Raw genomic sequence first — 23,939 nt, forward strand, 5'->3', positions numbered from 1 at the left:
TTACCCTCCCGCCTCGTTGCTGATGAGCTCATCGTCATCTGATCGCTCACCCTCTTGGTTGTCGGTCGATTGATAGGCTTCATTGGTATCAACGGCCGGTGCACGGTCTGCGTCCTGCGTGTCCGTCTCAGGGTCGGTTCCCGTATGGAAACTGCTTACTAGCCGCTCGTAGAACTCCGGCGTCACATCCGAGAAGTACCGGACATCGACGAACGAGGAGCGTTCGGCAAGCTCGGAGTAGCCTTCGGGATACGTCAACGGCTCACCCTCGGCGCGCACCTGGTCTACCCACGTCTCGAAGTCTTCATCGGAGGTCACCAGCGCATCGAAGACCATCCCAGCGAAACCTGCGCCGCTGTAATTGGTCGAACGACCCCAGTAGGTGCCGATTTCGTTACCAACGAGGTGAACGTCGTTATCCATACCCGCCATCGCGTAGATCTGAGTTCCCAGGCGCGGAATGAACAGCGAGTTCATCACCGAGCCGGAGCTCACACGAAAGCGTACCGGGCGATTGACCGGCAGAGCGACTTCGTTGACCGTGGCGATGCCCTGCTCGGGGTAGATGAACAGCCATTTCCAATCCAGCGAGATCGCCTGGATTTCGAGGGTCGGCTCATCACTTTCCAGCGGACGGTGCGGGTCGAGCTCGTGAGAAGAGCGCCAGGTAATCACCGCCAGAATGGCAACGATGACCACGGGCACCAGCCACACGATGGCCTCGATCAAGTTGGAGTGCGCCCAATCCGGCAGGTACTGTGCCACGGTGTTGCTACGGCGGTAGTGCCAGCCGAAAGCGACCGTCAGCACGATGACCGGAATGACCACGATCATCATCAAGCCAAAGGAGCTCAAGATCAGCGAACGCTGCGCTTCACCAATATCGCCCTTGGGGTCCATCAGGGCCGAGCTACAGCCTGCAAGGAGCAAGCACAGCGCGAGGAGCACGAAGAAAGTGCCACGCCTGCGCCATTGGGAGGGTTGTTGCATGGTGCGATCTCGTCAGAGTTGCGTTTCAAAACTAGTCGCCAGACAGCAAGCCAAACGATATGCCATATAGCAGACCAACTAGCACCCCATATTTTTCCCAGGGCACTAGAGCAACGCCTGATAACACCGGGAAAAATATGCGCTACCGCATGGGGTTGGTAGCGAACCTGGCGTGCGTTTCACGCACAAACACAAGCACGAACATTTTCTACCGATTACGTGCGCGCAGAAAGCGACGCATTGCCGCACCCTGCTCGTTTAAAACCGTTAGTGATCGCGCTTAAGGCCAGGTGATTGCGATGTCCGGCATAGAGGCCAAGCCGGCCTCAAATCGCTTTGAAACCTGCTCATCATCTGTCACCAATACATCGAAGTCGCCAAGGGTAGCAAAATAGGCCGGTCGAACAACACCCATTTTGCGCGTATCGGCGAGTAAAATTCGCTTTTCAGCGGTCGCGATGGCCGCCTTTTTGGGCGCGACTTCGTGAAAATGAAAGCAGCTTACGCCCTGGTCATCGTCGATGCCGGCCGCCGTTATCAGCGCCTTGTTGATGCCAAGACCACGGATTTGCTCCGCCAGTCGCTCTCCCCCAAAGGACTGAGACGCGGGGTAGTAGAGCCCTCCCAAAACGATGAGCCGCACGTTGGGAAGTTTGGCCACGCTCGTGGCCACGTTGAGCGCGTAGGTGACGACGGTGAGCGCCTTGAAACGCGCCAGAAAACCCAGCAGCGGTAAAAGCGTCGAGCCGCAATCGATGAATAGCGTATCGCCCTCGTCGATGAACGAAAGCGCACGCTGGCAAAGCCGGTACTTGGCCGGATACCCCAGCGCCTGCTGTTCGATGAGATCATAGGCGCTCGCCTGGGGAGACACTTTGATCAGCCGCCCGCCAATCAGACTGATCGACTGCGAGCAGGTATGCAGGTCGCGCCGGATGGTCATTTCGCTCACGCCACAGAGCGTCGCCGCATCGCGCAGATGCAGCGTCCCCTCGTTGACCAGCGCTTCTCTTAAAAGAGTGAGTCGCTCCTCACGACGATCGCTCATGCTGTTTCTGACCTCGCTCGAACCATGATCGCAAACACGGTTTGTACATACTTTTTATCAATACTGTTTGTAGATACGGCGTTCAAAAGATGCCTGCAATCGTGCCTAACAAGCAATGCCTGCAAACGCCGGTTGCAAATCGGTGTTAAAGGAATAACACTGAATGTTATAATTATAACATCCGCCAGCCCGCACCGATGATCACACTCTCAGCGCATATCGATTTCGTACTCTATAAAAACAGAGCGCGGCGGCGCTATTTCGACCATTTGAGGCCTTATGACTGCTCAACGCTTTACCCTTGATTCACAGCGCACGGTAACCCGTGGTGCCCTGACGCTACTCGCCGGCGCCCTGATCGCCTCTCCCACACTGGCCGATGAGCCCGAGCCGCAAACCCTCGACCGGCTCTGGTCGTTTGGCAACGTCTCGGTCAACTACCTGGACTGGTCCAACGGCACCGAGCGTCGCACGGCGAGCAACGCCGCCAAAAGCGATTTCACCTATGTAGAGCTCGAAGGCGGTGTGGGCTTTAGCTGGGGTGAATTCTACGGCTTTTTCGATTTCGAGAACCCGACCAACGATCAGTTCGACGAATCGAGCAACGGTCAGGATAACTTTCGCACCGCGGGCAAGGTCACCTCGCACATCTACCTGGGTGACACGCCCTTCTCGGTCTACGCCCACATCTACGATTTCCGCGACTACGGTTTCAATAGCCGCGAGCAGGATCAGATCCTCGGCTTCGGCTATCGCGCCACTTTCGATAACGGCTTCTGGTTCAAGCCCTTCATCGGCCCGGCGCGGGTGCAAAGCGACGGCTACACGGGCATGAACGGCTACATGGCCGGCTGGGTCGCGGGTTACGACTTCACCGCGTTCGGTCAGGGCTTTGGCATCACCAACTGGCACGAGCAAACCTTCGATCGTGACAGCGACTACCTCGAGCAGAACTACGTGAACGGCACCGCGGGCAGCACCGGCACCAACGGCGCGGTAGGTCTTTGGTGGCATCCGGCGGATCTGATCACCACCGGCATTCAGTACCGCTATTCGGACAACAAGTTGGGCGCGCCGAACGTGTATCAAAATGCGATGATCTATACGGTCAAGCTCAACTTCCTGTAACCCGAGGCGTGCCTCGCGAATTTAAGGGATCTCCTTATGACACTCCTCATGAGCCTGGTCGGTATGGCCACCCTGGTGATCATCGCCCTGATTTTCTCCTATGACCGCAAATCCATACGCCTGCGCACGGTGCTCGGCGCCTTTGCCATTCAGGCGGGGATCGGGGCGTTCGTGCTTTACATTCCCTTCGGCCAGGTCTTTCTGGAGACGATCTCCGCCGGGGTGAGCCAGGTGCTGGTCTTCGCCAACGACGGTATCGACTTTCTGTTCGGGGGTCTGGCGGACGTCGAAAGCATCGGTTTCGTCTTTGCCGTGCGCGTTCTGCCGGTCATCATCTTCTTCTCCTCATTAATTGCCGTGCTCTACTACTTGGGGATCATGCAGTGGATCATCCGGATTCTGGGCGGTGCACTGCAGAAAGCACTCGGCACCTCACGCACCGAGTCGCTCTCGGCCACGGCCAACATCTTCGTCGGCCAGACCGAGGCGCCGCTGGTGGTGCGCCCGTTCATCGCGCGCATGACGCCGTCGCAGCTCTTTGCCGTGATGTGCGGCGGGCTTGCCTCGGTCGCCGGATCGGTGCTCGCCGGCTACGCCCAGCTCGGCATTCCCATGGAGTACCTGGTCGCCGCCTCGTTCATGGCCGCCCCTGGCGGGCTGTTGTTCGCCAAGCTGATCATGCCGGAAACCCGGGACAACCAGGATGCCGATAGCATCACCAAAGTGGACGAGGAGCTCAAGGAGCAGGAGGACAAGCCGGTCAACGTGCTCGACGCCGCAGCCTCCGGGGCAAGCTCCGGGCTGATGCTGGCCGCCAACGTGGGCGCGATGCTGCTGGCATTCATCGGCCTGATCGCGCTGGTCAACGGCATTCTGGGCGGAGTCGGTGGCTGGTTCGGTTTCGAGTCGCTGAGTCTGGAGCTGATTCTTGGCTGGCTCTTCGCCCCGCTGGCGTTTTTGCTCGGCGTTCCCTGGTCCGAGGCCACGCTTGCCGGCTCCTTCATCGGCCAGAAAATCGTGGTCAACGAGTTCGTCGCGTTCATTAACCTGGCGCCCTACATCGATGGGGAACAGGTGGTGGCCGCGACAGGTCAGATGATGACGCCACATACGCAGGCCGTTTTGTCCTTTGCGCTGTGCGGCTTCGCCAACCTGTCCTCGATCGCCATTTTGCTGGGCGGGCTTGGCAGTATCGCGCCGACAAGGCGCAACGAGATTGCCCGTTACGGTGTCAAAGCCGTACTCGCGGGGACGCTTTCGAATCTCATGTCGGCGTCGATCGCGGGCTTTTTCATCGCCCTGGGTAATGTCGCGGCATAAGCCCTGTCTCAGGCGCTAAACTGAACGGGCACGGCCAAGCGCAGTGCCCGTTCGTTTTTTACCGGCCTGCTTTTCGTGCGCATGCTTTTACACTGTTTCTCTTGACACCAATTTTCTTAATACCCCATTTTTTTCAACACCAACGTGAGAACGCCATGACTGCCTCTTCCGACCTGATTCAAGCCGCTAAACAAGCGCTCGCCCTGATGGACGTCACCAGCCTCAACGACGACGACACCGATGCGCGCATCGAGTCGCTTTGCCAGATGGTCAAAACCCCGGTCGGGACCCCAGCCGCCATTTGCGTCTACCCACAGTTCATCGTAACCGCGGCCCGCGCGCTCACCGCGCACAACCTGAAAGATCAGGTGAAGATCGCCTCGGTCACCAACTTCCCCGCCGGCGGCGATGACATCATGGGCGCGGCGCGGGAAACCCGCGAAGCCGTGGCCTCCGGCGCCGACGAAGTCGATGTGGTCTTCCCCTACCGCGCGCTGATGGCCGGCGACGAAGAGACCGGCCGCGAGCTGGTCGAAATGTGCAAGGCAGCCTGCGGCGGTCAGGCGCTTTTAAAGGTCATTCTGGAGACCGGCGAGCTGAAAACGCCCGAACTGATCAAGCGCGCCAGCGAACTCGCCATCGAAGGCGGCGCCGACTTCATCAAGACCTCCACCGGCAAGGTCGCTACTAACGCAACGCTTGAAGCCACCGAGATCATGCTCGGCGCGATCAAGGAGAGCGGCCAGGATGTCGGCTTCAAGGCCGCCGGCGGTGTGCGCACCGTCGAAGAGGCCGCTGAATACCTGAAACTCGCCGCCGACATCATGGGTCCGCACTGGATCACCCCGCAGCACTTTCGCTTCGGTGCCTCGAGCCTGTTGGGTGACGTGCTGATGACCTTGAACCCTGACGCCGATGCCGCGACACAAGAAGGAGGCTACTAATCATGGCACACCTGCTCCCCCAGGAATTCATCCGCCTCAAGCGCGACGCCCAGGCGTTGCCTTTTGATGAGATCAAGCACTTCGTTCAGGGCGTGGCGGACGATCGCATCAGCGATGCCCAGATCGGCGCCTTCACCATGGCGGTCTTCCTCAACGGCATGAGCCGTGAGGAAGTGGTCGCGCTGACCACCGCCACCCGTGACTCCGGCCACGTCATGCAGTGGGATTCACTGAACCTGTCAGGACCGGTGGTCGACAAGCACTCCACCGGCGGCGTCGGTGATCTGGTGTCCCTGGTGCTCGGCCCCTGGGTCGCTGCCTGCGGCGCGTTCGTGCCGATGATTTCCGGGCGCGGGCTCGGCCACACCGGCGGCACACTCGACAAGCTCGAATCGATTCCCGGCTACGACCCCTACCCTGCTCCCGAGCGCTTCGGCCAGGTAGTGAAATCCACCGGGGTCGCCATCATCGGCCAGACCGGCAACCTGGCGCCGGCGGACAAGCGCATTTACGGCGTACGCGATGTGACCGGCACGGTGGAGTCGATTCCCTTAATCACCGCCTCGATCCTCGGCAAGAAGCTCGCCTCGGGCCTCGACGCGCTGGTGATGGATGTGAAAGTCGGCAGCGGCGCCTTCATGCCGACGCCGGAAAAATCCCGCGAGCTTGCCGAGAGCATCGCCAACGTGGCCACCCAGGCCGGCACGCCGACCACCGCGCTTCTGACCGACATGAGCCAGCCGCTGGCGCCGTGTGCCGGCAACGCGGTGGAAATCGTCGAGACACTGGCGCTTCTGCGCGGCGAGCGCGCCAATAGCCGCGTGATGGAGGTCACCCGCGAACTCGCCGTCGAGATGCTGATGGCCGGCAAGCTCGCCGCCAGCCGCGATGAAGCCCTCTCGATGCTCGAAAAAGCGCTGAACTCCGGCGCCGCTGCCGAAATTTTTGCGCGCATGGTGTCCGAGCTCGGCGGCCCGAACGACTTCATGGAGCGCTCGGAGCACTACCTGCCCAAAGCGAACGTAGTGAAGCCGGTCTACGCCGATGAGGCCGGCATCGTGAACCGCATCGACACCCGCGCGGTGGGCATGAGCGTGGTCGAGCTCGGCGGCGGGCGCCTGCGTAACGACGCCAGGGTGGATCACAGCGTTGGCTTTAGCGCGATTGCAGAAATCGGTGCTCGCGTCGATGCTGATCGGCCGCTGGCAATGGTGCACGCGGCGAGCGAAGAGGCCGCCAACCGCGCCGCCGAGCAGCTCAAGGCCGCGATCATTTTGGGCCAGAGCGCTGTCGACGCCGACACGCTGATTCAGGACACCTTTAGAGGAGAAGCCTAATGCGACGCGCGATTGTAGTGGTACTCGACTCCTTCGGCATCGGCTCGGCGCCAGACGCCGCGGCGTTCGGCGATGAAGGCGCCGACACCCTGGGTCACATCGCCGCCGCCTGCGCGCGTGGCGAGGCGGATACCGATGACCGATGCGGCCCCCTGAAGCTGCCCAACATGGGCAAGCTCGGGCTTTTCCACGCCCACCGTGACGCCACCGGCGCCGTGGCCGAAGGCGTCGAGCTTCCCGAGGAGCTGACCGGCGCTTACGCCCACGCCCAGGAGATCTCCAGCGGCAAGGACACGCCTTCCGGGCACTGGGAGATCGCCGGCGTCCCGGTGCGCTTCGACTGGGGCTACTTCCTCGATAAAGAGCAGAGCTTCCCGCCGGAGCTTCTGGAAAAAATCAAGGACCAAGCCGAGCTTCCCGGCACGCTCGGTAACTGCCACGCCTCGGGCACCGAGATCATCGCGCGCCTGGGCGAAGAGCACGTCCAGTCCGGCAAGCCGATCGTCTACACCTCGGCGGACTCGGTGTTTCAAATCGCCGCCCACGAGGAGCACTTTGGTCTCGAGCGCCTTTACGCGCTGTGCGAAACCGTGCGCGAGCTGCTCGAGCCCTACAACATCGGTCGGGTCATCGCCCGCCCGTTCGTGGGTGAGAGCGCCGATAGCTTCGAGCGCACCGGTAATCGCCGCGACTACAGCATCGAGCCGCCGACGCCAACGGTGCTGCAAAAGCTCCAGGAGTCCGGCGGCGAGGTGGTGTCGATCGGCAAGATCGCCGATATCTACGCCCACTGCGGCATCACCCACAAGGTGAAGGCGAGCGGCCACGACGCGCTGATGGAGGCAACGCTTGGCGAGATCGCACGTACCGATAGCCGCGACAAGCCAACCTTCATCATGGCCAACTTCGTCGATTTCGACTCGCTCTACGGCCACCGCCGCGATATCAAAGGCTACGCGAGCGCACTCGAGCACTTCGACGCCCGCCTGCCGGAGCTTCTGGACGCGCTCGACGAGGACGATCTGCTGGTGCTGACCGCGGATCACGGCTGCGACCCGAGCTGGAAAGGCACCGAGCACACCCGCGAATACGTGCCGATTCTGGTGCATGGCGCCACCTTTACGCCGGGCCCGCTTGGCAAGCGCGATACCTTCGCCGATATCGGCCAGACCCTGGCTGACTACTTCGTACTGCGCGCCCTCGACGACGGCGAGAGCTTTTTGCCCCGCGTCGCGTGATCTTCAACCGGTGACTCAAGGAGTTTTCATGGCAACGCCGCACATCAACGCAGAACCCGGCGATTTCGCCGATACCGTGCTCATGCCCGGCGACCCGCTGCGGGCGAAGTACATCGCCGAGACTTATCTGGAGAACGTGCGTCAGGTGAACGACGTGCGCGGCATGCTCGGCTTCACCGGCACCTACCAGGGCGTGGACGTCTCGGTGATGGGCCACGGCATGGGCATTCCGTCGGTGTCGATCTACGCCAAGGAGCTGATCACCGATTACGCGGTAAAATCGATCATTCGCGTAGGCTCGTGTGGAGCGGTACGCGACGACGTCAACGTGCGCGACGTGGTGATCGGCCTTGGCGCCAGCACCGACTCCAAGGTCAACCGTATGCGTTTCAACGACCACGACTTCGCCGCCCTTGGCGATTTCGAGTGGGCGAGCCACGCCGTCGCCGCCGCCAAGGCGCAAAACGTGCCGGTCAAGGTGGGCAACATCTTCTCCGCGGATCTGTTCTACAACCCGCAGGAGCACATGGCCGAGCTGATGAAGCGCTTCAACATCGTCGGCGTGGAGATGGAAGCCGCGGGGCTTTACGGCGTCGCCGCCGAGTTTGGTGCCCGGGCGCTGACGATCTGTACCGTTTCGGATCACATCCTCAAGGGCGACTCGCTCTCGAGTGCCGATCGCCAGAACACCTTCAACGACATGATGACCGTCGCGCTCGAGGCCGTACTGCGCGACAAGGGCATGCACGCCACGGAGAAAGCATGAAGGTAGAAACCACTCTGCTCGAGTCGCTCACCCAGGCGCTCGGGCGCGCCTACGTACCCTACTCCGACCACCCGGTGGCCGCCGTAATGGAGACGCCGGACGGCGAGCGTTTCGTCGGCTGTAACGTCGAGGTAGCGCACTATAAAGGCATCTGTGCCGAAGGGTCGGCGCTTTCCGCCATGGTGACCGGCGGAAAGCGAACGCTTGCCCGCGTTTTTGTGATGGGCCCGGGCGAGCACCTGTGTACGCCCTGCGGCGACTGCCGTCAGCGCATCCGCGAGTTCGCCACGCCCGAGACCGAAATCCACGTCGTCTCCCGCGACGGAGAGGTGCTCAAGACCTACACCATGGAGACGCTGCTGCCGGATGCCTTCGGCCCCGAGCAGTTGCCGCCGCGCTAACGCGTGCTCGTCTCAGGCGCCGGCCGACCCCGGCTGGCGCCGATTTTCGAATCCTCGTATGCTGAGAGGCCCCTTTCCTTCTCGCCTGTCTCAGGAGAAACGCCATGGCGGCTCTGTTGCCCAACGTCGACCCCAACGGTCTGCTCGAATACTCCGTGGTCTACACCGACCGCTCGCTGAACCACATGTCCCAGCGCTTTCAGGACGTGATGCGTGATATCTCCGCCACGCTCAAGGAGGTGTACAACGCCGATTCAAGTGTCATCGTGCCCGGTAGCGGCACCTTCGGCATGGAAGCGGTGGCCCGCCAGTTTGCCCAGAACGAAAAAGTGCTGATCGTGCGCAACGGCTGGTTCAGCTACCGCTGGACCCAGATCATCGAGATGGGCCGGCTGACCGATGACCACACCGCGCTCAAGGCGCGCCGCCTCGACCCGGCAAACGCCCGCTCGCCCTTCGCGCCGGTGCCGGCCGCCGAGGTCGCCGAGCGCATTCGCGCGGAGAAACCCGCGGTGGTGTTCGCCCCTCAGGTTGAAACCTCGGCGGGCGTGCTGCTGCCGGATGACTATATCCGCGAGGTAGCCAGTGCCGCCCGTGAAGTGGGCGCCTTGTTCGTGCTCGACGCCATCGCCGCCGGGACGCTCTGGGTCGACATGCAGGATCTGAACGTCGACGTGGTGGTCAGCGCCCCACAGAAAGGCTGGAGCGGCCAGCCCTGCTGCGCCATGGTCATGCTGGGAAGCCGCGCCGTCGAGCGCCTGGAGAACACCCAAAGCAACAGTTTTGCCTGCGATCTGGGCAAGTGGCACGCCATCATGCAGGCGTACGAGAACGGCGGCCACGCCTACCACGCCACCATGCCCACCGACGCGCTCACGACACTGCGCGACATCATGCAGGAGACCCGCGAGTACGGTCTCGACAAGGTGAAGCAGGAGCAGATCGACCTGGGGCTGGAGGTACGCGCCATGCTGGCCCGCCAGGGCTTTGATAGCGTGGCCGCCGAGGGCTTTCAGGCGCCGGGCGTGGTGGTCAGCTACACAGACGATGCCGGCATCGTCGGCAAGCTTGCCGGGGCCGGCGTGCAGGTCGCCGGCGGCGTGCCGCTGATGTGCGACGAAGGCGACGACTTCCAGACCTTCCGCATCGGGCTTTTCGGCCTGGACAAGCTGCACCACACCGAGCGCAGCGTCGACAAGCTCGAGCGCGCGATCGAACAGGTAAAGACCTGAGCGGAAAGTCGTGAACGGTAAGTATCGAACGGTAAGTAGTGAAGCGTAAGTCGAGAAGCGCCCTCAGGGGCGCTTTTCGTTGGCAGGGGCGATGGCCTCATCGACCCGCTCGACGTCGACGATTCCCGAGCGGCTGACCACTACTTTCCAGCGCGCCAGGTGCGGGGCATCTTCGCTGCCGGTTTCGCGAATCACCAGGTTGAACAAATGGCGACGCTCGACGCTTTCCCGCACCGCCTGGCCCTCCTTCAACCGGTAGATATGGTGCTTGCCCTTGCTCATCAGCCGGGTGAGCAGCGAAATGTCCAGCGTCAGGGTTTCGCGGGTGTGTTCGTAGCCACTCAAAAAGCGCGTGGGCGACATACGTGACTGCGACCGATAGTGCAGCACCTGCTCCTCGCGCTGAGTGACGCTCCGGTGGCGCAGGTTCTTGATCTCCTCGTCGAGTGATTTGAAGCGCTTGTAATTGAACCACTCGAGCTGGCGGCCGACGACCACGTCGCGCGTGGCGTCCTTGTACTGACGGCGCCACTTGGGCCGGCCCTTGCGCAGAAGTCGCCATAGGGTGTTGCGCAGATCGTCCTTGAACACCTCACGCATGGCGTACAAAAGCGCCATGGCGAGCACGAACAGCGCGGTGATATCGCCCACCACGTCGCGTACGCGCAGGATTCCCAGCGTCACGAACGCCATGACGACCGCCGTTGCCAGCGCCTTGACCACGCGCTGCTCGTTCTGCCCAAGCTCTAAAGACTCCTGTTTCAGGGTGATCGGGTACTCGATCAGCCGGCGCAGCAGGCGCATCTTGTTGGATATGCGGGTAGGGTCGGCCATGACCCGCTCGGCGTTGTACTGACGCTCGCGCCGGTGGGCGTTTTCGACTTCGCAAAGCGCGATCAGCTGGGCGCGCACCGGGTTGAAAACCCCACCCCGCGGCAGGTGCGCCACCAGAGCCAAACGCTGCTGCTCGGTGAACCAGGAGAGGTAGTTATCGATGTTGGCGAAGTACTTGTAGAGCGTTTCGTCGCTGGGCTCGTTGCGCCGGAGCCGCTTGAGAATGCCTTCGCTGAGCTCGTTGACCTCGTCGACCTTGTCCATCAGCGCCTGACGCTCTTCGCGCTCGGAATCCGTCAGCGGCTCCTTCTTGTCGAGGCGCAGTGAGCGGGTATCCGCCAGCACCTTCTGTACTGCCTGCTCCAGGGCGAGCACGTACTGGTAGGCGTACAGGCTCAAACTCAGTCGATAGGATTCGCTACCCAGCCGGTTGCGGCTCGCCAAACGGCTGTGCACCAGCGGCAGGTGATACTGGTCGCTGTAATAGGTGCGCGAGACATGAAGGGCGCTGTGGAAAAAGGCGTCTTCGCTCACCAGCTGGGTGCTCAGTCCAAGCTCGCCGGGAACGAACAGATAAACATCCAGCGTATGCGACGTCTCCTCTTTCAGCCGCCGGGTCAGGCTAAGCTGAAAGCTGTTTTTACGCTCGACGTTGATCACCTGGGCGCGGACTCCCTCGCGGCAAGAGCGCATCAGCGGCTCTTTAAGGCATTGACCTGGTTAATGATCTCTTAGCATAGACCAGAATGGGGCTTGCCATCGATCAAGGGGCAAGCGAGTATTGCTCGTTGACTCTTCACCACCGCAGGGAGCCCGAATGCCCGCCGCCCGCTTCTCTCGTTTCGAGCGTGTGCTGATCGAAAGCCGTAGCCGGGTGGAGTCGGCGGCGCTGCTATTGCTGGCCTGGGTGCTGTGCAAGCGCCCGGAGCTCTCGCCGACCCAGCGACTTCAGCGTTTGGCCCGAGCCGGCGCGCAGTTTCGCTACGCTACCGGGCTCAAACAGCTGCTCGAAATCGCCGGCGAGCAGGACGTGAGCGCGCTGCAGCTGGCCGCCGAGGTCGTACAGAGCGAGTCGACCCCGGCGCGGCGACTCACCATCCTGCAGCAAGCCATCGGGCTTGCCACCGACGACGGCACGCTATCGCCTTCCAACCACTACGTGCTGCGCTTTTTAGCCGACGTGTTGGCCTTCGAGCCCGCCGCGCTCGCCACGCTTTTTGGCGAGCTGACCGGTCACGCGCTCACACCGGCCGAAGACATCAGCCGAAGCGACTATTGGCTGCGCGAGGACGCCGCCTTTCGGCAGGCCCAGGCCGAGCGCGCCCGGGCCGAACAGCAGGCCGAGCAGCAGCGCGCCCGCGAAAGGGAAAAGGCGCGGGAAAGAGCCGAGCAGGCCAACGAGCAGGCGCGCCGCGAGCGCGACCGCTCCGAGCGCGCCTCCAACAGTGCCCATGACCCTTCCGGCGCCTACAAAAGCCGCCGGGCGCTGGCGGTGCTGGGCCTTTCCCCCGGCGCTACGCGTGAGGAGATCCGTCGCGCTTATCGACGCCTGGCGCAGCTCCATCACCCGGACCGTGCCTATGCCAAAAGCGAGCACCACGTGGCGCTCGCCTCGCAGCGTTTTCAACGGATCAAAAACGCCTATGATTATCTGATCAAGGCGAGCACCTGACGACACCGCACGATACGACTGAGCAAGACACGCCACCAAACCCAACAACCGAGAGTCCTGCCATGCGCGACCTTTATCAACGCCTCGCCGTTTCGCCGGTGGCCGACCAGCCTACGCTCGATTCGGCACTGAGCCGCTGTCCCAACAGCGCCCTTCGCCGCGACGCCGAAGCGGCGTTGGGCATTGCCAGCCACCGCGCGCGCTACGACGAGGTGCACCGCACGCTTGGCGACATTGGCCGGCTACGCGCCGGGCTCGGGCTCACCCACGCCCCGCACTGGCAAATTGACGCGGCCAACGACTTCTCGATGCCGGCGGACACCGCCCCGCCGCGCGTCGAGACGCTGGATCGTCGCGTCGCCGCCGCGGTGTCGTTTTTCGATCGCTGGTGCAGCGCTCAAGGGGTTTGGCTACTCGTCACCGTGTTCGCCATGGGGGCTGGCGTAGGCCTCGCTTTGGGGCTGCCCCTGCTCGCGTGGCTTGGTTTTTTGTGACTTGGTCTGCTGCGATGTAGCCTGCTGTGCTGTGCGCTCATCCTTGCGCTTTTCCGCCTGGGTGGGGCGCGGGGCTGGCTTGGGCGGCGCGGGGCGCTGGCGCGGGCCTTGCGGCTCTTCCCCGCTGGCATCCATGAAGAAATCGGTGCCGGCACTCTCCTCGATCTCTTCCTGCGAGCGAGGCTCCATGCTGAGACTGAGCCGCGGCACGCCAAGATCGATGTTCTGCGCTTCCATCCGCTGCTTGAGCATCAGGTTGAACGCCCGCGAGACGTCCCACTGCATCTCCGGGGCGGTGCGAAAGCGCATGCGCAGAATCGGGCAGCCATCCTCGAAGCCCTGCACGCCCTGCATCTCCAGCGGCGACCAGATGTAATGGCGCATCATCGGGTCCTTTCGAAGCTCCTGGGCGGTCTCCTGCATCAGCGTGATGGCGTCGTCGATGCGCATGTCATACGGGATACGAATGCGCATCAGGGCGATACCGAACTGGCGCGACATGTTGTGGATCGACTCGATCCGGCTGAACGTGATGATATGCACCACGCCGTCGAGATCGCGCAGCTTCACGGTTCTTAACGTCAGGCCTTCGACGGTGCCCATGTGGCTGTTGATCTGGACGAAGTCATCCACCGCCAGCGAATCCTCGATCAAAATGAAGATGCCGGTGATCAAATCCTGCACCAGGGTCTGAGCGCCAAAACCGATCGCCAGACCGATGACACCGGCACCGGCGAGTAGCGGCGTGACGTTGACGCCGATATTGGCCAGCCCCACGATCACCGCAATGATCAAAATGGTGACGAAGATGACGTTACGAATCATCGGCGTGATCGTCTGGGCGCGGGCCTGATTGACCCGCCGACCCCGCGAGCGTGCCGACGAGGTCAGCGCCCGCGAAATGGCGGTATCGGCGAAAATCCAGACAAGCCAGGCGATCAACACGGTCGCGCCCAGACTCACCAGTGCCTGGCCAATGCGAGCGCTGGCCACCGCCTGCTGACCGAGGCCGAACAGCGAGCCGCCCCACACTTGCATCGAGAGCTCAGCGAACACCATCCACGCGCACAGGTGCGCCAGCACGAAACCAAAGCGTTCCAGGCGCTTGCGGTACTGGCTATGGCGGCGGCGATGGCGGCGCTTGGTCAGCCGCTCGGCTTGGCGGCGTAAAAGCCCGGTCACGACCAGCGTGACGACCAGAAGGCTCGCCGAGACGATCGAGCGGGCCAGGGCCGTGGCCACGTCGCCTACGGTGATGAAGATCGCCAATAGCGAGCCGCCTACCATCAAAAGCGCCGGAATGTGCCAAAGCCCGCCCAGGGTGCGGACCATTTCAACCGCGGCGCTGGCGTCGCGGCGCTGCTTGTAGGGGCGGTTGCAGATTAAGTGGCGAATCGGGCGCTTGAACTTGATGATGAAGCGAGCCGCTAAAAGCGCCGCCAGCATGTTGGTGAGCACGGACACCAGGCCTGCGAGCTCGACGCCAAGCAGGTCGACCAGGCGAACCGAGTTGACCGCGTCACCCAGCGCAATCAACGCGCCGATCAAAAAGAGTCCGCGAAGCGCCTGGTTTTGCAGCTGCTGTACCGCGGTAAAGCGGTGGCCACGACTGAAAAACGCGATCACCGTTTCGAACACCACCGACAGCGCCCGCCCGCACAGGCATATATAGGCCACGACCAGCACCAGCGTACGCCCGGAGCTCGCGGATAGTAGCTGGCCAATGCCGAGCACGATCGCAAAGGAGAGCGCCCAGGGCAGCATGCGGCGGAAAAAGTGCGCGACCAACAGCCGCGCCTTCGGATCGCGCGGCAGATCCAGCGGCCAGTCGCGGCGGGTCGCAATCAGCCGCCCAAAGGCGATCATGGCGATCAAAAGCGATACCCAGATGGCGGCCAGAATGGCCGCGTCGACGATCTCACGAATCGCCTCACCCTGGTTGGTACCGTCGTTGAGAGCGCGCAAATCCTGCGCGCCCTGCAAAAGCTGGCGCGACCACTCGTCTACCGGGGAGTGGCCAGACTGCGCCTGGTCACCGATATCGCTCAGCGTGTCCGCCAGCGCCCCCAAAAGGCCCTGGCGGTCGGAGCTCTGCTGCTCGGTGGCCTCGGAGGTGGTTTGCAGCTCGCGAAGTGATTGCAAAAGCGCCTGGCGCTGGTCCTCGTTCTCCAAAAGCCTGATGACATCGGACAGCGAGTCCTGAAACTCGTCGCTGCTGACCGAGGCCGGCTCTTCGCTGCTGCTTTCGCTGCCGGTAAGGCCGGGCAGGCTCACGCCTTGCGCCTGCGCCGAGCCCAACCCCAAAAGCGCCCACAGCGCGATACCTAAAACGAACGTGATCAACCAGGGCTTTCGCACATGCTCCTCCGGGCGTAATGGCTGCGAGCCGGTATGGGTAGTCGGCGTTGGGGCGCGCTGTATTCACCGGCCAGGACGAATACCGCTTAGTCTGTCGCCTGACTATGATAGGCTGACGGAACAAACGTTCACCTCAAGGATATAGAGATGACGCTCCAGGCGCCCCCCCACCGCTCGACCCGCCGCGGCCAAACGCGCCAGGTCGGCGTGGAAATCGAATTTGCGGGGCTGCCTCCGCAAGAGACCGCTCAGCTCGTCCAGACGCTGTTCGGGGGCGAGCTTAACGTGGTCAGCCCGCACAGGCTACTGGTGCGCGACACGCGTTGGGGTACCTTCGGCATCGAACTCGACACCCAGTACGCCCATCCCGACCAGGCGCTGGTCGAAGACGCGCACGCCGACGATAGCGAATGGGCGCGCCAACAACATCTTAGACGCGTCGAGTTTCATCGCAAAACCCGCGAGCTGATTGGCGATATGGTCACGGGGCTCGTGCCCACCGAAATCGTCTGCCCGCCGGTGCCCTGGGACGAGCTCGAAGCGCTCGATACGCTGTTCAAGGCGCTGCGCGAAAAAGGCGCCAAGGGGACCGACGCCAGCCTGCTTTACGGCTTCGGCCTGCATTTGAACCCGGAAGCCGCCGCGCTCGATGTCGACTACCTGCTCTCGATGCTGCGCGCCTATCTGCTGCTGGCCCAGTGGCTGCGCGACGAGATAAAGGTGGACATCACCCGTGAAGTGCTGCCCCACGCCAACCCGTTCCCGAAGGAGTATGCGCTCAAGGTACTCGATCGCAACTACGCGCCAGACCTTGACGGCTTCATCGATGACTACCTGCACTTCAATCCGACACGTAATCGCGAGCTGGATCTTTTGCCGCTGTTTGCCCACCTGCGCCCGGAGCATTCTCACGCGCTGTTACACAATCAACTGACCAAACCGCGCCCGACCTTTCACTACCGGCTGCCCAACGCCGAGCTTTCAAAGCCTGGCTGGGGCTCGGCAGTGGAGTGGAACCGGTGGGCCGAGGTCGAAAAGCTCGCCGCCGACCGGCAAGCGCTCGACGCTCGCTGCGACGAGTATATCGCGCGCAATGCTCAGTCCTTGACCACGCGCCTGAAAAACACTCTGCGGCGCTTGTTCAAGCGCCGCTGATATCAGTAGACGAGATACGGTTTTTATGACGCGCCCGCTTATTGGCATCACGACTTCCGATCAAAAAAGCCACCTGGCCTGGTGGTTCGACTGGTTCGCCGTTTGGCGCCATGGCGGAAAGCCTGTACGGCTTTCACCGTCGCGCCCGCGGCCAGAGGCGCTGGATGGCCTGATCATCGGCGGCGGCGACGATATCCAGGCGCACCTCTACGGCGGCGAAGTGCAGCTCAACGTCCGCCTGGACCCGGCCCGCGACGAGCTCGAGCTTGCGCTGCTGGCGCGCTTCATTCCAAGCCACACCCCGGTGCTGGGAATCTGCCGTGGCGCACAGCTGATCAACGTCCACCAGGGCGGCACTCTGGACCCGGACATCTACACCACTCACGAGGGACTCAAGCGACGGCGCACGGTACTGCCCAGAAAAACGGTGGATATCGTCACCGGCAGCAAACTACACGGGCTTTTGAACGTGAGCTGGTGCCGGGTCAATAGCCTTCACCACCAGGCGGTGAACGCGGCTGGGCGCGGCATCAATATCGTTGCCCGCGACCGCGACGGGCTGGTGCAGGGCATCGAATCCGACAACCACGACTTTTTGATCGGCGTACAGTGGCACCCGGAGTGGTTGATTTTCAACCGCCCTCAGCAGCGGCTGATCAGCGCGCTGGTGAAGGCGGCGAAAAAGCGCCGCCAGGTCTTGAATAGTAATTCCTGAGCCTTAAGCCTTGAGCGCGGCAATGGCAGCGTCGTAGTCCGGCTCATGCTTGAGTTCGCTGACCAGCTCGCTGTGCAGTACGGTATCGTGCTGGTCGAGTACCACGACGGCCCGGGCGCAGAGTCCCTGCATCGGGCTGTTGGTCAGCGCCACGCCCCAGCGCTCGAGAAACGCCGGATGACGAAAGGTCGACAGCGTCTCGACGTTGTCCAGCCCCTCGGCCCCGCAAAAGCGCACCGCGGCAAAGGGCAGGTCGGCGGAGACCACCAGCACGACCGTGTCCGGCAGGCTCGAGGCCAGCTCGTTGAAGTGGCGCGTCGAGGTCGCACAGGTGGGCGTGTCGATGCTCGGAATGATGTTGAGCACCTTGCGCTTGCCAGCGAAGCTTTCAAGCGTCACGTCCTCGAGATCGCGGTTGGTCAACGTCATTGAGGGCGCTTTGGCGCCGGCTGGGGGGAGTTCGCCGGCCACGTCCATCGGCGCGCCGCCTCGTGTGATTTGCTGCATGGTTGAGTCGTCCCGTGTTATAGGTGTTCATTGATGAAGGTCGTGCAAAACATCACGGCCAGTATGGTCCGCCCTCTCTTGCCATTCGACCGCGCACCGCGAGTATGCCATGCCCTTAGTATTGATCGTAAAAACCGGCGACGCTTTTCCCGAAGTCGTCGAACAGCACGGTGATTTCGGTCCGCTCTTTGAGCGGCCGCTCACGCGCGGCAACCCCGCCCTCACCGTCAAGGTGTGGGACCCACGCGCCGAGCCCGACGCGCCGGAACTCGACGGCCTCGACGCCATCGTGATTACCGGCTCCAACAGCATGATCAGTGACGCCGAGCCCTGGAGCGAAGCGCTCAAACCCTGGCTGCGAGCGGCGCGAGCGCGCGATATCGCCATGCTCGGCGTCTGCTATGGCCACCAGCTCATGGCCGAGGCGTTCGGCGGCGTGGGCGGCGATCATCCGAATGGTCGCGAAGCGGGCACCTTCGAGATCGAGCGTAACGAAGCCTCCAACGCCGATCCGCTCTTTAGTCAGCTCCCTACCCGCTTCATGGCGCACCTGACCCATGGCCAAACGGTGCTTAAAGCACCGGAAGACGGCGTCGTGCTGGCCTATAACGACCACGACCATCACCAGGCGATTCGCTATGGTACCCGCCAGTGGAGCGTTCAGTTTCATCCGGAATTCAACGCCGACATCCTGCGCGCCTACCTCGAGCGCGTGAAAGACGCGCTGATCGACCAGGGCAACGACGTCAGCGAGCTGATCAACCGCATCCGCGAAACGCCCGAGGCGTCCAGCCTGCTCGAACGCTTCAGCCGGCTGCTGTAGCCGCACCAGAACACTCAGCGCGCGCGGCGCTTCTCGTCGCGTCTGGAAGCGAGCCGATCGGCAAGCCGGGTAGGCTCAGGCAGCTTGGTGCGACCCAAACAGCACAGTACCCAGCCAAGGGCGGTGTCGACCGACACGCGGTGGCCAGGGGATACGAAGATCGGCTTGACGTTTTGTCGCGAGCGCAGCACGACCCCCAGAGTTTCGCCTTTGGCCGTCAGCGGGCTGTAGTCGCCGCGCTCGCTGCCCACTTCATCAAAGCGCCCGTAAAGACGCGACTTGGCAACGCCGATGGTGGGCAGGTCGAGCCAGAGCCCCAGGTGCGCGGCCACGCCCAGCCTTCTGGGGTGCGCGATGCCCTGCCCGTCGACCATGACCAGCTGCGGGAATTGCGAAAGCCTGGCAAAGGCACCCAGGGCGGCGGGAATTTCACGAAACGACAAAAGCCCGGGCACGTAGGGCATGCGGGTCGGCTCGCGATGAACGACCTGCTCGACCACCTCCAGCGCCGGCGCCTTGCCGGCGTCCCACTTCAGCAGCACCACCGCGGCTCGGGTGGTAGCGCCCTGGTCCTCGAAGCCGATATCGACGCCAGCGATGAGGTCGACGTCGTCGATCCGATCCCTTGATTCCAGCCGTTTGGCAAGCTCGCCTTGCAGCGCGACGGCGGCCCGGGGCTCAAGATTCCAGTCGTGTAGCGGTGCCTGCATGGCTCTTTACTCCTGTAGCGACGTTGATCAAGCAGTCTAGCGGGCAATAAAAAACCCCGCTCGAAAGCGGGGTTTTGGATCGTGCGAAAAAGCGCTATTTGATCAGGCGCGTTCGCGGCGACGAACCGGCGCATCGCCGCCTTCGTCACGACGACGGCGCGGTGCGCGTTCCGGCGCGCTGTCTTCGCTGATTTCCAGCGGACGACCGGCGACGCGAGCGCGGGCCATCTTGGCCAGAATCGTGGAGGGCAGGTTGCTCGGAAGCTCGACCACCGAGAAGGCGTTGCGAATATCGATACGACCGATACGCGCACCTTCGATACCGCCTTCGTTCGCCAACGCACCGACCAGTTGACCCGGCTTGACACCGTCCTTGTGGCCGACGGAGACACGGTAGCGGGTCATGCCTTCACTCGGCGTGCTGGAGCGCTCGCGGCGCGGCTTGGCACCGTCACGGCCGCCTTCACGAGCCGGACGCTCGCGCTCCTTGCGCGGTGCCTGCAGGCGACCGATCGGCGCTTCGTCGGCGCGGGCCATGGCGGCAAAGGCGCAGGCAAGCTCGATCGGGTCGTGACCTTCGCTGACCAGACGCTCGACCAGCGTGCGCTGCTCTTCGGCGCCGGCGGTCAGGGCAGCGACGACGCGCTGATGGAACACTTCGTCGCGGTGCGCGCGAATGGCGCTTTCGTCGGGCAGCGGCATCTCGGTCATTTTCTGACCGGTGGCCTGCTCCATCCAGCCGACCTTACGGCCTTCGCGGAAACCGGCGAACGTGATCGCGATACCGCTACGACCGGCACGGCCGGTACGACCGATACGGTGGGTGTAGGCTTCCGCGTCCTGGGGCAGATCGTAGTTGACCACGTGGGTGATGCGCGGAACGTCGAGGCCGCGCGCCGCAACGTCGGTGGCGATCAGCACGTCGACCTTGCCACGCTTCAAGCGCGTGATGGTACGCTCGCGCAGGCTCTGGTCCAGATCACCGGAGAGGCCAGCGGCGTTGATGCCGCGCGCGGTGAGCTGCTCGACCAGCGTGGTACACGCCGCACGGGTACGTACGAACACGATCGCCGCATCGACGGGCTCAACCTCGAGAATACGCGACAGCGCCTCGAGCTTGGCGCCGCCATCGACGCGCACGATGCGCTGCTCGATGTTTTCGCCGGTGGTGGTCCTGGACTCGATGGCGACCTTGACCGGATCGACCAGGTAGCGGTTAACGATGCGCTCGATTTCTGTCGGCAGGGTCGCGGAGAAGAACACGCGCTGCGCGTTTTGCGGGGTATCGGCGACCACGCGTTTGACGTCGTCGATAAAGCCCATGCGCAGCATTTCGTCGGCTTCGTCGAGCACCAGTGCCGACAGGCCGTCAAGCTTCAGGCTGGCACGGTCCAGGTGGTCGATGATACGACCCGGTGTGCCGACCACGACCTGAGCGCCGCGCTTGAGCGCGCCCAGCTGCTCGCGGTACTCCTGACCGCCGCACAGCGTGGCGACTTCCAGGCCCTTGAGGTTTTGACCATACTTGGTGAACGAGACCGCGACCTGCTGAGCGAGCTCGCGGGTCGGCGCCATGACCAGCACCTGAGGCGCGCGGCGGTCAAGATCGATACGTGACAAAAGCGGTAGTGCAAACGCCGCGGTTTTACCGGTACCGGTTTGGGCCTGGCCCAACATGTCACGGCCTTCCAGCAGCGCAGGAATGGTTTGCGCCTGGATCGGCGAGGGGGTTTGGTAACCCTGTGCTTCAACAGCAGAGAGAACGGCAGGCAACAAGGCCAGATCGCCGAAGCTCGGCGAGGCGACAGAAGTCGAGGTCATTAATCACACCTTGGTAGGCCGGCATGGCCGGCAAAAAACATCTAAAGCGTCTTCGACACGTTGAAAAGCGCAGTCGCGCTGTAGGCAAACGCCGCCGGGCGGCTGAATGGCTAAAGGAGTCAAAGACGCCGGTCGCACCTGGCATTCGGTTGGCAAAACAATGAAACGCGCCAACCGCTGTGGCGACCTTCTGCGTCGATTTCACCCGGTTGGTGAAATACTGAAAACGCGCCATCTTCACAGCATCGAACATCGCGTCGGGATGTTCCTGCAAGCGCACTGCGTCGTGGCAGTCAAACGCTTAGCGTCATGATGGAGGGGTCAACACATGCGAGGAGCGCGAATACTAACACCCATGAATGCCTCTGACCAGTCTTTTTACTTTACCCAACCTGGACAGGCGCGCTTGCGCTTGTCGACATATGGTCTAGAGTTTTAGTGGCAATACCGCGTTATATGATCAAGGAGAGAGACCATGAACTGGGATCAGATCGAAGGTAAATGGACCGAAGTCAAAGGTAAGGCGCGCTCCAGCTGGGGCGAACTCACTGATGATGAGCTGGATCAGGTCGCCGGCAAGAAGGATCAGCTGGTAGGTAAACTGCAACAAAAGTACGGCCTGGAGCGTGAAGAGGCCGAAAGACGTGCCGACGATTGGGCCGATTCGCTTTAAGCGCCCCCTATCGAACGTTCGTCAATCAGTCGCAGTAACGAGCGACACCCGCTTTTCAGTACCCGCCTCCGTCACTTTATTCAGGCGGGCTCGGTCAACGAAAAGCCAGTTTGAGTTAAACCCCTTCGGGTTAAATGAGTTAAACCCCCTCGGGTTAAAGGAGTAACGCGATGAAGAAATCACTGCTATTGACTGCCATGAGTGCAGCCTTACTGGCTGGCACCACGCTGAGCGTTCAGGCGTCTCAAGAGCCTCAGGGCGTTTACTCCGCAGACGACATTCTGGACGCAGACGTCTACTTCGCTAACGGTTCCGGTGAAGAGATTGGCGATGTTGACGATATTCTGTTCGACGATGATATGCGCATCACTGCATTGGTAATAGAGAGTGGCGCGGTACTCGGCCTTGGCGGTCGCGAAATCGTGGTCGACACCGACTATTTCACGCTCGAAACCAGCACCGAAGGCGATGGTGAAACCGAGCATCGCATCATGCTGAATGCGACGCCGGAAGAAGTCGAAGAATTCCCGGCGTATGACCGCGACTGGTGGGAACAAACCCAGGCCAACGCGCGCGATGCGTGGCAGACCACTCGCGACGGCGCCCAAAGCGCGTGGCAGTCCACGCGTGAAGCGTTCGACAACGATGACGAGCCGCAACCCCAGCAGTAAACCATTGACGATGTCCTTTCAAGACATCTCACTCAAAGGCCGCCCTTCTGGGCGGCCTTTTTAGTACGGGAACAATTGTGGCGGGGGAACAAGACCATCAGCGGCGACGAATGCCCTGTCCGCTCAGGCGCTCGCGGTCGTGGGCGCGCTCAAGATCGAGCGCGGGCCCCACGGGCACGATACGCGTGGGATTGATCGATTCGTGGCTGTAGTAGTAGTGGCGCTTGATATGATCCAGATTGACCGTTTCAGCCACGCCCGGCCACTGGTACAACTCGCGCAGGTAGTTCGAGAGGTTCGGGTAATCCTCGATGCGTCGAACGTTGCACTTGAAGTGGCCGTGGTAAACCGCGTCGAAGCGTATCAGCGTCGTAAAAAGGCGAATATCCGCTTCCGTCAGCCACTCCCCGGCCAGGTAACGCTGACGCTCGAGGCGTGCTTCGAGTCGGTCGAGCGAATCGAACAGCGCCTTGACGTGCTTTTCGTACACCGACTGCTCGGTCGCGAATCCGGCCTTGTAGACGCCGTTGTTGACGTTGTCGTAGACGTCCTCGTTGACCTCGTCGATGACGTCACGCAGATCGCTCGGGTAGAAATCCAGATCATTGCCGGTCAGCGTATCGAAGGCACCGTTGAACATGCGTACAAGCTCCGCCGACTCGTTATTGACGATGGCGCTGCGCTTTTTGTCCCACAGCACCGGCACCGTCACGCGCCCGGTGTAGTCGGCCTCGGTCATGGTGTAGAGCTCATAATGATAGGCTACGCCGTTGACTCGATCGCCGCTCGAGCCTTCGGCCTCGTTGTAGGTCCAGCCGTGATCGAGCATCAAGGGGCTCGTATAGGAGACGCCAACCAGCCCCTCCAGTCCCTTGAGCTTGCGCATGATCAGTGCGCGATGCGCCCAGGGGCAGGCCAGCGACACATACAGGTGGTAACGATCCTGCTCAGCGGGGAAGCTCGCGCGATCCGCGTCGTCGGTTTTGCCGACCCAGTCGCGCAGCTTGGCCGATTCCCGGACGAACTCGCCGCCGTGTTTTTTAGTGTCGTACCACTGATCGACCCACTCACCTTCCACCAATAGTCCCATTGCGCGGCTCCT

At 62.3% G+C, this 23,939-nt stretch carries 23 protein-coding genes; 15 read left to right on the top strand and 8 right to left on the bottom strand.

The annotated features are described in order from the left end of the window. Both cyoA and RN346_RS12525 read right to left on the bottom strand, forming a co-directional pair. Positions 1–990 carry a ubiquinol oxidase subunit II gene (cyoA, locus tag RN346_RS12520; protein ID WP_263586495.1) on the bottom strand — a complete coding sequence of 330 codons (990 nt, stop codon included), beginning with the start codon at positions 988–990 and terminating at the stop codon, positions 1–3. 280 nt (positions 991–1,270) lie between these two features. Next, a complete protein-coding gene (locus RN346_RS12525; protein WP_311961285.1) occupies positions 1,271–2,038 on the bottom strand; it encodes a DeoR/GlpR family DNA-binding transcription regulator in 768 nt (255 codons plus the stop codon). 279 nt (positions 2,039–2,317) lie between these two features. Between RN346_RS12525 and RN346_RS12530 the strand changes: the two genes are divergently transcribed. From RN346_RS12530 to RN346_RS12565, 8 genes are all read left to right on the top strand, one after another. Then, a complete protein-coding gene (locus RN346_RS12530; RefSeq protein WP_263586493.1) occupies positions 2,318–3,166 on the top strand; it encodes an outer membrane protein OmpK in 849 nt (282 codons plus the stop codon). 36 nt (positions 3,167–3,202) lie between these two features. Then, a complete protein-coding gene (locus RN346_RS12535; protein WP_252106554.1) occupies positions 3,203–4,486 on the top strand; it encodes a NupC/NupG family nucleoside CNT transporter in 1,284 nt (427 codons plus the stop codon). 155 nt (positions 4,487–4,641) lie between these two features. Further along, the gene (gene deoC, locus RN346_RS12540) at positions 4,642–5,430 is read left to right on the top strand and encodes a deoxyribose-phosphate aldolase (protein WP_311958432.1); all 789 of its coding nucleotides are present in this window, start codon (positions 4,642–4,644) and stop codon (positions 5,428–5,430) included. A 2-nt stretch (positions 5,431–5,432) separates the two neighbouring features. Continuing rightward, the gene (deoA, locus tag RN346_RS12545; protein ID WP_311961286.1) at positions 5,433–6,767 is read left to right on the top strand and encodes a thymidine phosphorylase; all 1,335 of its coding nucleotides are present in this window, start codon (positions 5,433–5,435) and stop codon (positions 6,765–6,767) included. Continuing rightward, entirely contained in the window at positions 6,767–8,005 is a 1,239-nt protein-coding gene (locus RN346_RS12550; RefSeq protein WP_263586490.1) for a phosphopentomutase, read from the top strand. Before deoA ends, RN346_RS12550 begins: the two co-directional genes overlap by 1 nt. A 28-nt stretch (positions 8,006–8,033) precedes the next feature. After that, entirely contained in the window at positions 8,034–8,771 is a 738-nt protein-coding gene (gene deoD, locus RN346_RS12555; protein WP_311961287.1) for a purine-nucleoside phosphorylase, read from the top strand. Beyond that, the gene (cdd, locus tag RN346_RS12560) at positions 8,768–9,172 is read left to right on the top strand and encodes a cytidine deaminase (protein WP_311961288.1); all 405 of its coding nucleotides are present in this window, start codon (positions 8,768–8,770) and stop codon (positions 9,170–9,172) included. The genes deoD and cdd overlap by 4 nt, the downstream gene beginning before the upstream one ends. 104 nt (positions 9,173–9,276) lie before the next feature. Next, positions 9,277–10,404, top strand: coding sequence for an aminotransferase class V-fold PLP-dependent enzyme (locus tag RN346_RS12565; protein WP_311961289.1), 1,128 nt, complete (start codon positions 9,277–9,279; stop codon positions 10,402–10,404). Between the two features lie 63 nt (positions 10,405–10,467). Here the strand turns inward: RN346_RS12565 and RN346_RS12570 are convergent, their stop codons facing one another. Next, positions 10,468–11,898: a hypothetical protein gene (locus RN346_RS12570; protein WP_263587289.1), complete on the bottom strand. Its 1,431-nt coding sequence runs from the start codon at positions 11,896–11,898 to the stop codon at positions 10,468–10,470. 157 nt (positions 11,899–12,055) lie between these two features. On the opposite strand from RN346_RS12570, the gene RN346_RS12575 reads away from it, so the two are divergent. Together RN346_RS12575 and RN346_RS12580 are read left to right on the top strand one after the other, a co-directional pair. After that, the gene (locus tag RN346_RS12575) at positions 12,056–12,910 is read left to right on the top strand and encodes a DnaJ domain-containing protein (RefSeq protein WP_263586486.1); all 855 of its coding nucleotides are present in this window, start codon (positions 12,056–12,058) and stop codon (positions 12,908–12,910) included. Between the two features lie 62 nt (positions 12,911–12,972). Further along, positions 12,973–13,404 (top strand): hypothetical protein, encoded by a 432-nt coding sequence (locus RN346_RS12580; RefSeq protein WP_311961290.1) that lies wholly within the window; start codon positions 12,973–12,975, stop codon positions 13,402–13,404. Here RN346_RS12580 and RN346_RS12585 read toward each other — a convergent pair. Then, positions 13,321–15,762: a mechanosensitive ion channel family protein gene (locus RN346_RS12585; RefSeq protein ID WP_311961291.1), complete on the bottom strand. Its 2,442-nt coding sequence runs from the start codon at positions 15,760–15,762 to the stop codon at positions 13,321–13,323. The two genes, RN346_RS12580 and RN346_RS12585, sit on opposite strands and share 84 nt — an antisense overlap. A 147-nt stretch (positions 15,763–15,909) precedes the next feature. Between RN346_RS12585 and RN346_RS12590 the strand changes: the two genes are divergently transcribed. Beyond that, entirely contained in the window at positions 15,910–16,917 is a 1,008-nt protein-coding gene (locus RN346_RS12590; RefSeq protein WP_311961292.1) for an amidoligase family protein, read from the top strand. Between the two features lie 25 nt (positions 16,918–16,942). Beyond that, positions 16,943–17,632: a gamma-glutamyl-gamma-aminobutyrate hydrolase family protein gene (locus RN346_RS12595; RefSeq protein WP_263586482.1), complete on the top strand. Its 690-nt coding sequence runs from the start codon at positions 16,943–16,945 to the stop codon at positions 17,630–17,632. 3 nt (positions 17,633–17,635) lie between these two features. Here the strand turns inward: RN346_RS12595 and tpx are convergent, their stop codons facing one another. Beyond that, positions 17,636–18,139 carry a thiol peroxidase gene (gene tpx / locus RN346_RS12600; protein ID WP_263586481.1) on the bottom strand — a complete coding sequence of 168 codons (504 nt, stop codon included), beginning with the start codon at positions 18,137–18,139 and terminating at the stop codon, positions 17,636–17,638. A gap of 109 nt (positions 18,140–18,248) precedes the next feature. Between tpx and RN346_RS12605 the strand changes: the two genes are divergently transcribed. Beyond that, positions 18,249–18,962, top strand: a complete 714-nt coding sequence (locus RN346_RS12605; protein ID WP_311961293.1) for a glutamine amidotransferase — start codon at positions 18,249–18,251, stop codon at positions 18,960–18,962. 14 nt (positions 18,963–18,976) lie between these two features. Here RN346_RS12605 and nfi read toward each other — a convergent pair whose 3' ends face one another. Continuing rightward, positions 18,977–19,672 carry a deoxyribonuclease V gene (gene nfi / locus RN346_RS12610; protein WP_311961294.1) on the bottom strand — a complete coding sequence of 232 codons (696 nt, stop codon included), beginning with the start codon at positions 19,670–19,672 and terminating at the stop codon, positions 18,977–18,979. 102 nt (positions 19,673–19,774) lie between these two features. Next, a complete protein-coding gene (locus RN346_RS12615) occupies positions 19,775–21,493 on the bottom strand; it encodes a DEAD/DEAH box helicase (protein WP_263586478.1) in 1,719 nt (572 codons plus the stop codon). A 475-nt stretch (positions 21,494–21,968) separates the two neighbouring features. Here RN346_RS12615 and RN346_RS12620 point away from each other — a divergent pair, with 475 nt between their 5' ends. Beyond that, on the top strand, positions 21,969–22,166 hold the full coding sequence (locus RN346_RS12620) for a CsbD family protein (protein ID WP_252106537.1): 198 nt from the start codon (positions 21,969–21,971) through the stop codon (positions 22,164–22,166). A 170-nt stretch (positions 22,167–22,336) separates the two neighbouring features. Next, a complete protein-coding gene (locus RN346_RS12625; protein ID WP_311958443.1) occupies positions 22,337–22,837 on the top strand; it encodes a PRC-barrel domain-containing protein in 501 nt (166 codons plus the stop codon). A gap of 97 nt (positions 22,838–22,934) precedes the next feature. Here the strand turns inward: RN346_RS12625 and RN346_RS12630 are convergent, their stop codons facing one another. Beyond that, positions 22,935–23,927, bottom strand: coding sequence for a glutathione S-transferase family protein (locus tag RN346_RS12630; protein WP_311961295.1), 993 nt, complete (start codon positions 23,925–23,927; stop codon positions 22,935–22,937). Between the last annotated feature and the right edge of the window lie 12 nt (positions 23,928–23,939).

The sequence above is a fragment of the Halomonas sp. PAMB 3232 genome (assembly GCF_031954225.1).
Lineage (GTDB): Bacteria > Pseudomonadota > Gammaproteobacteria > Pseudomonadales > Halomonadaceae > Vreelandella.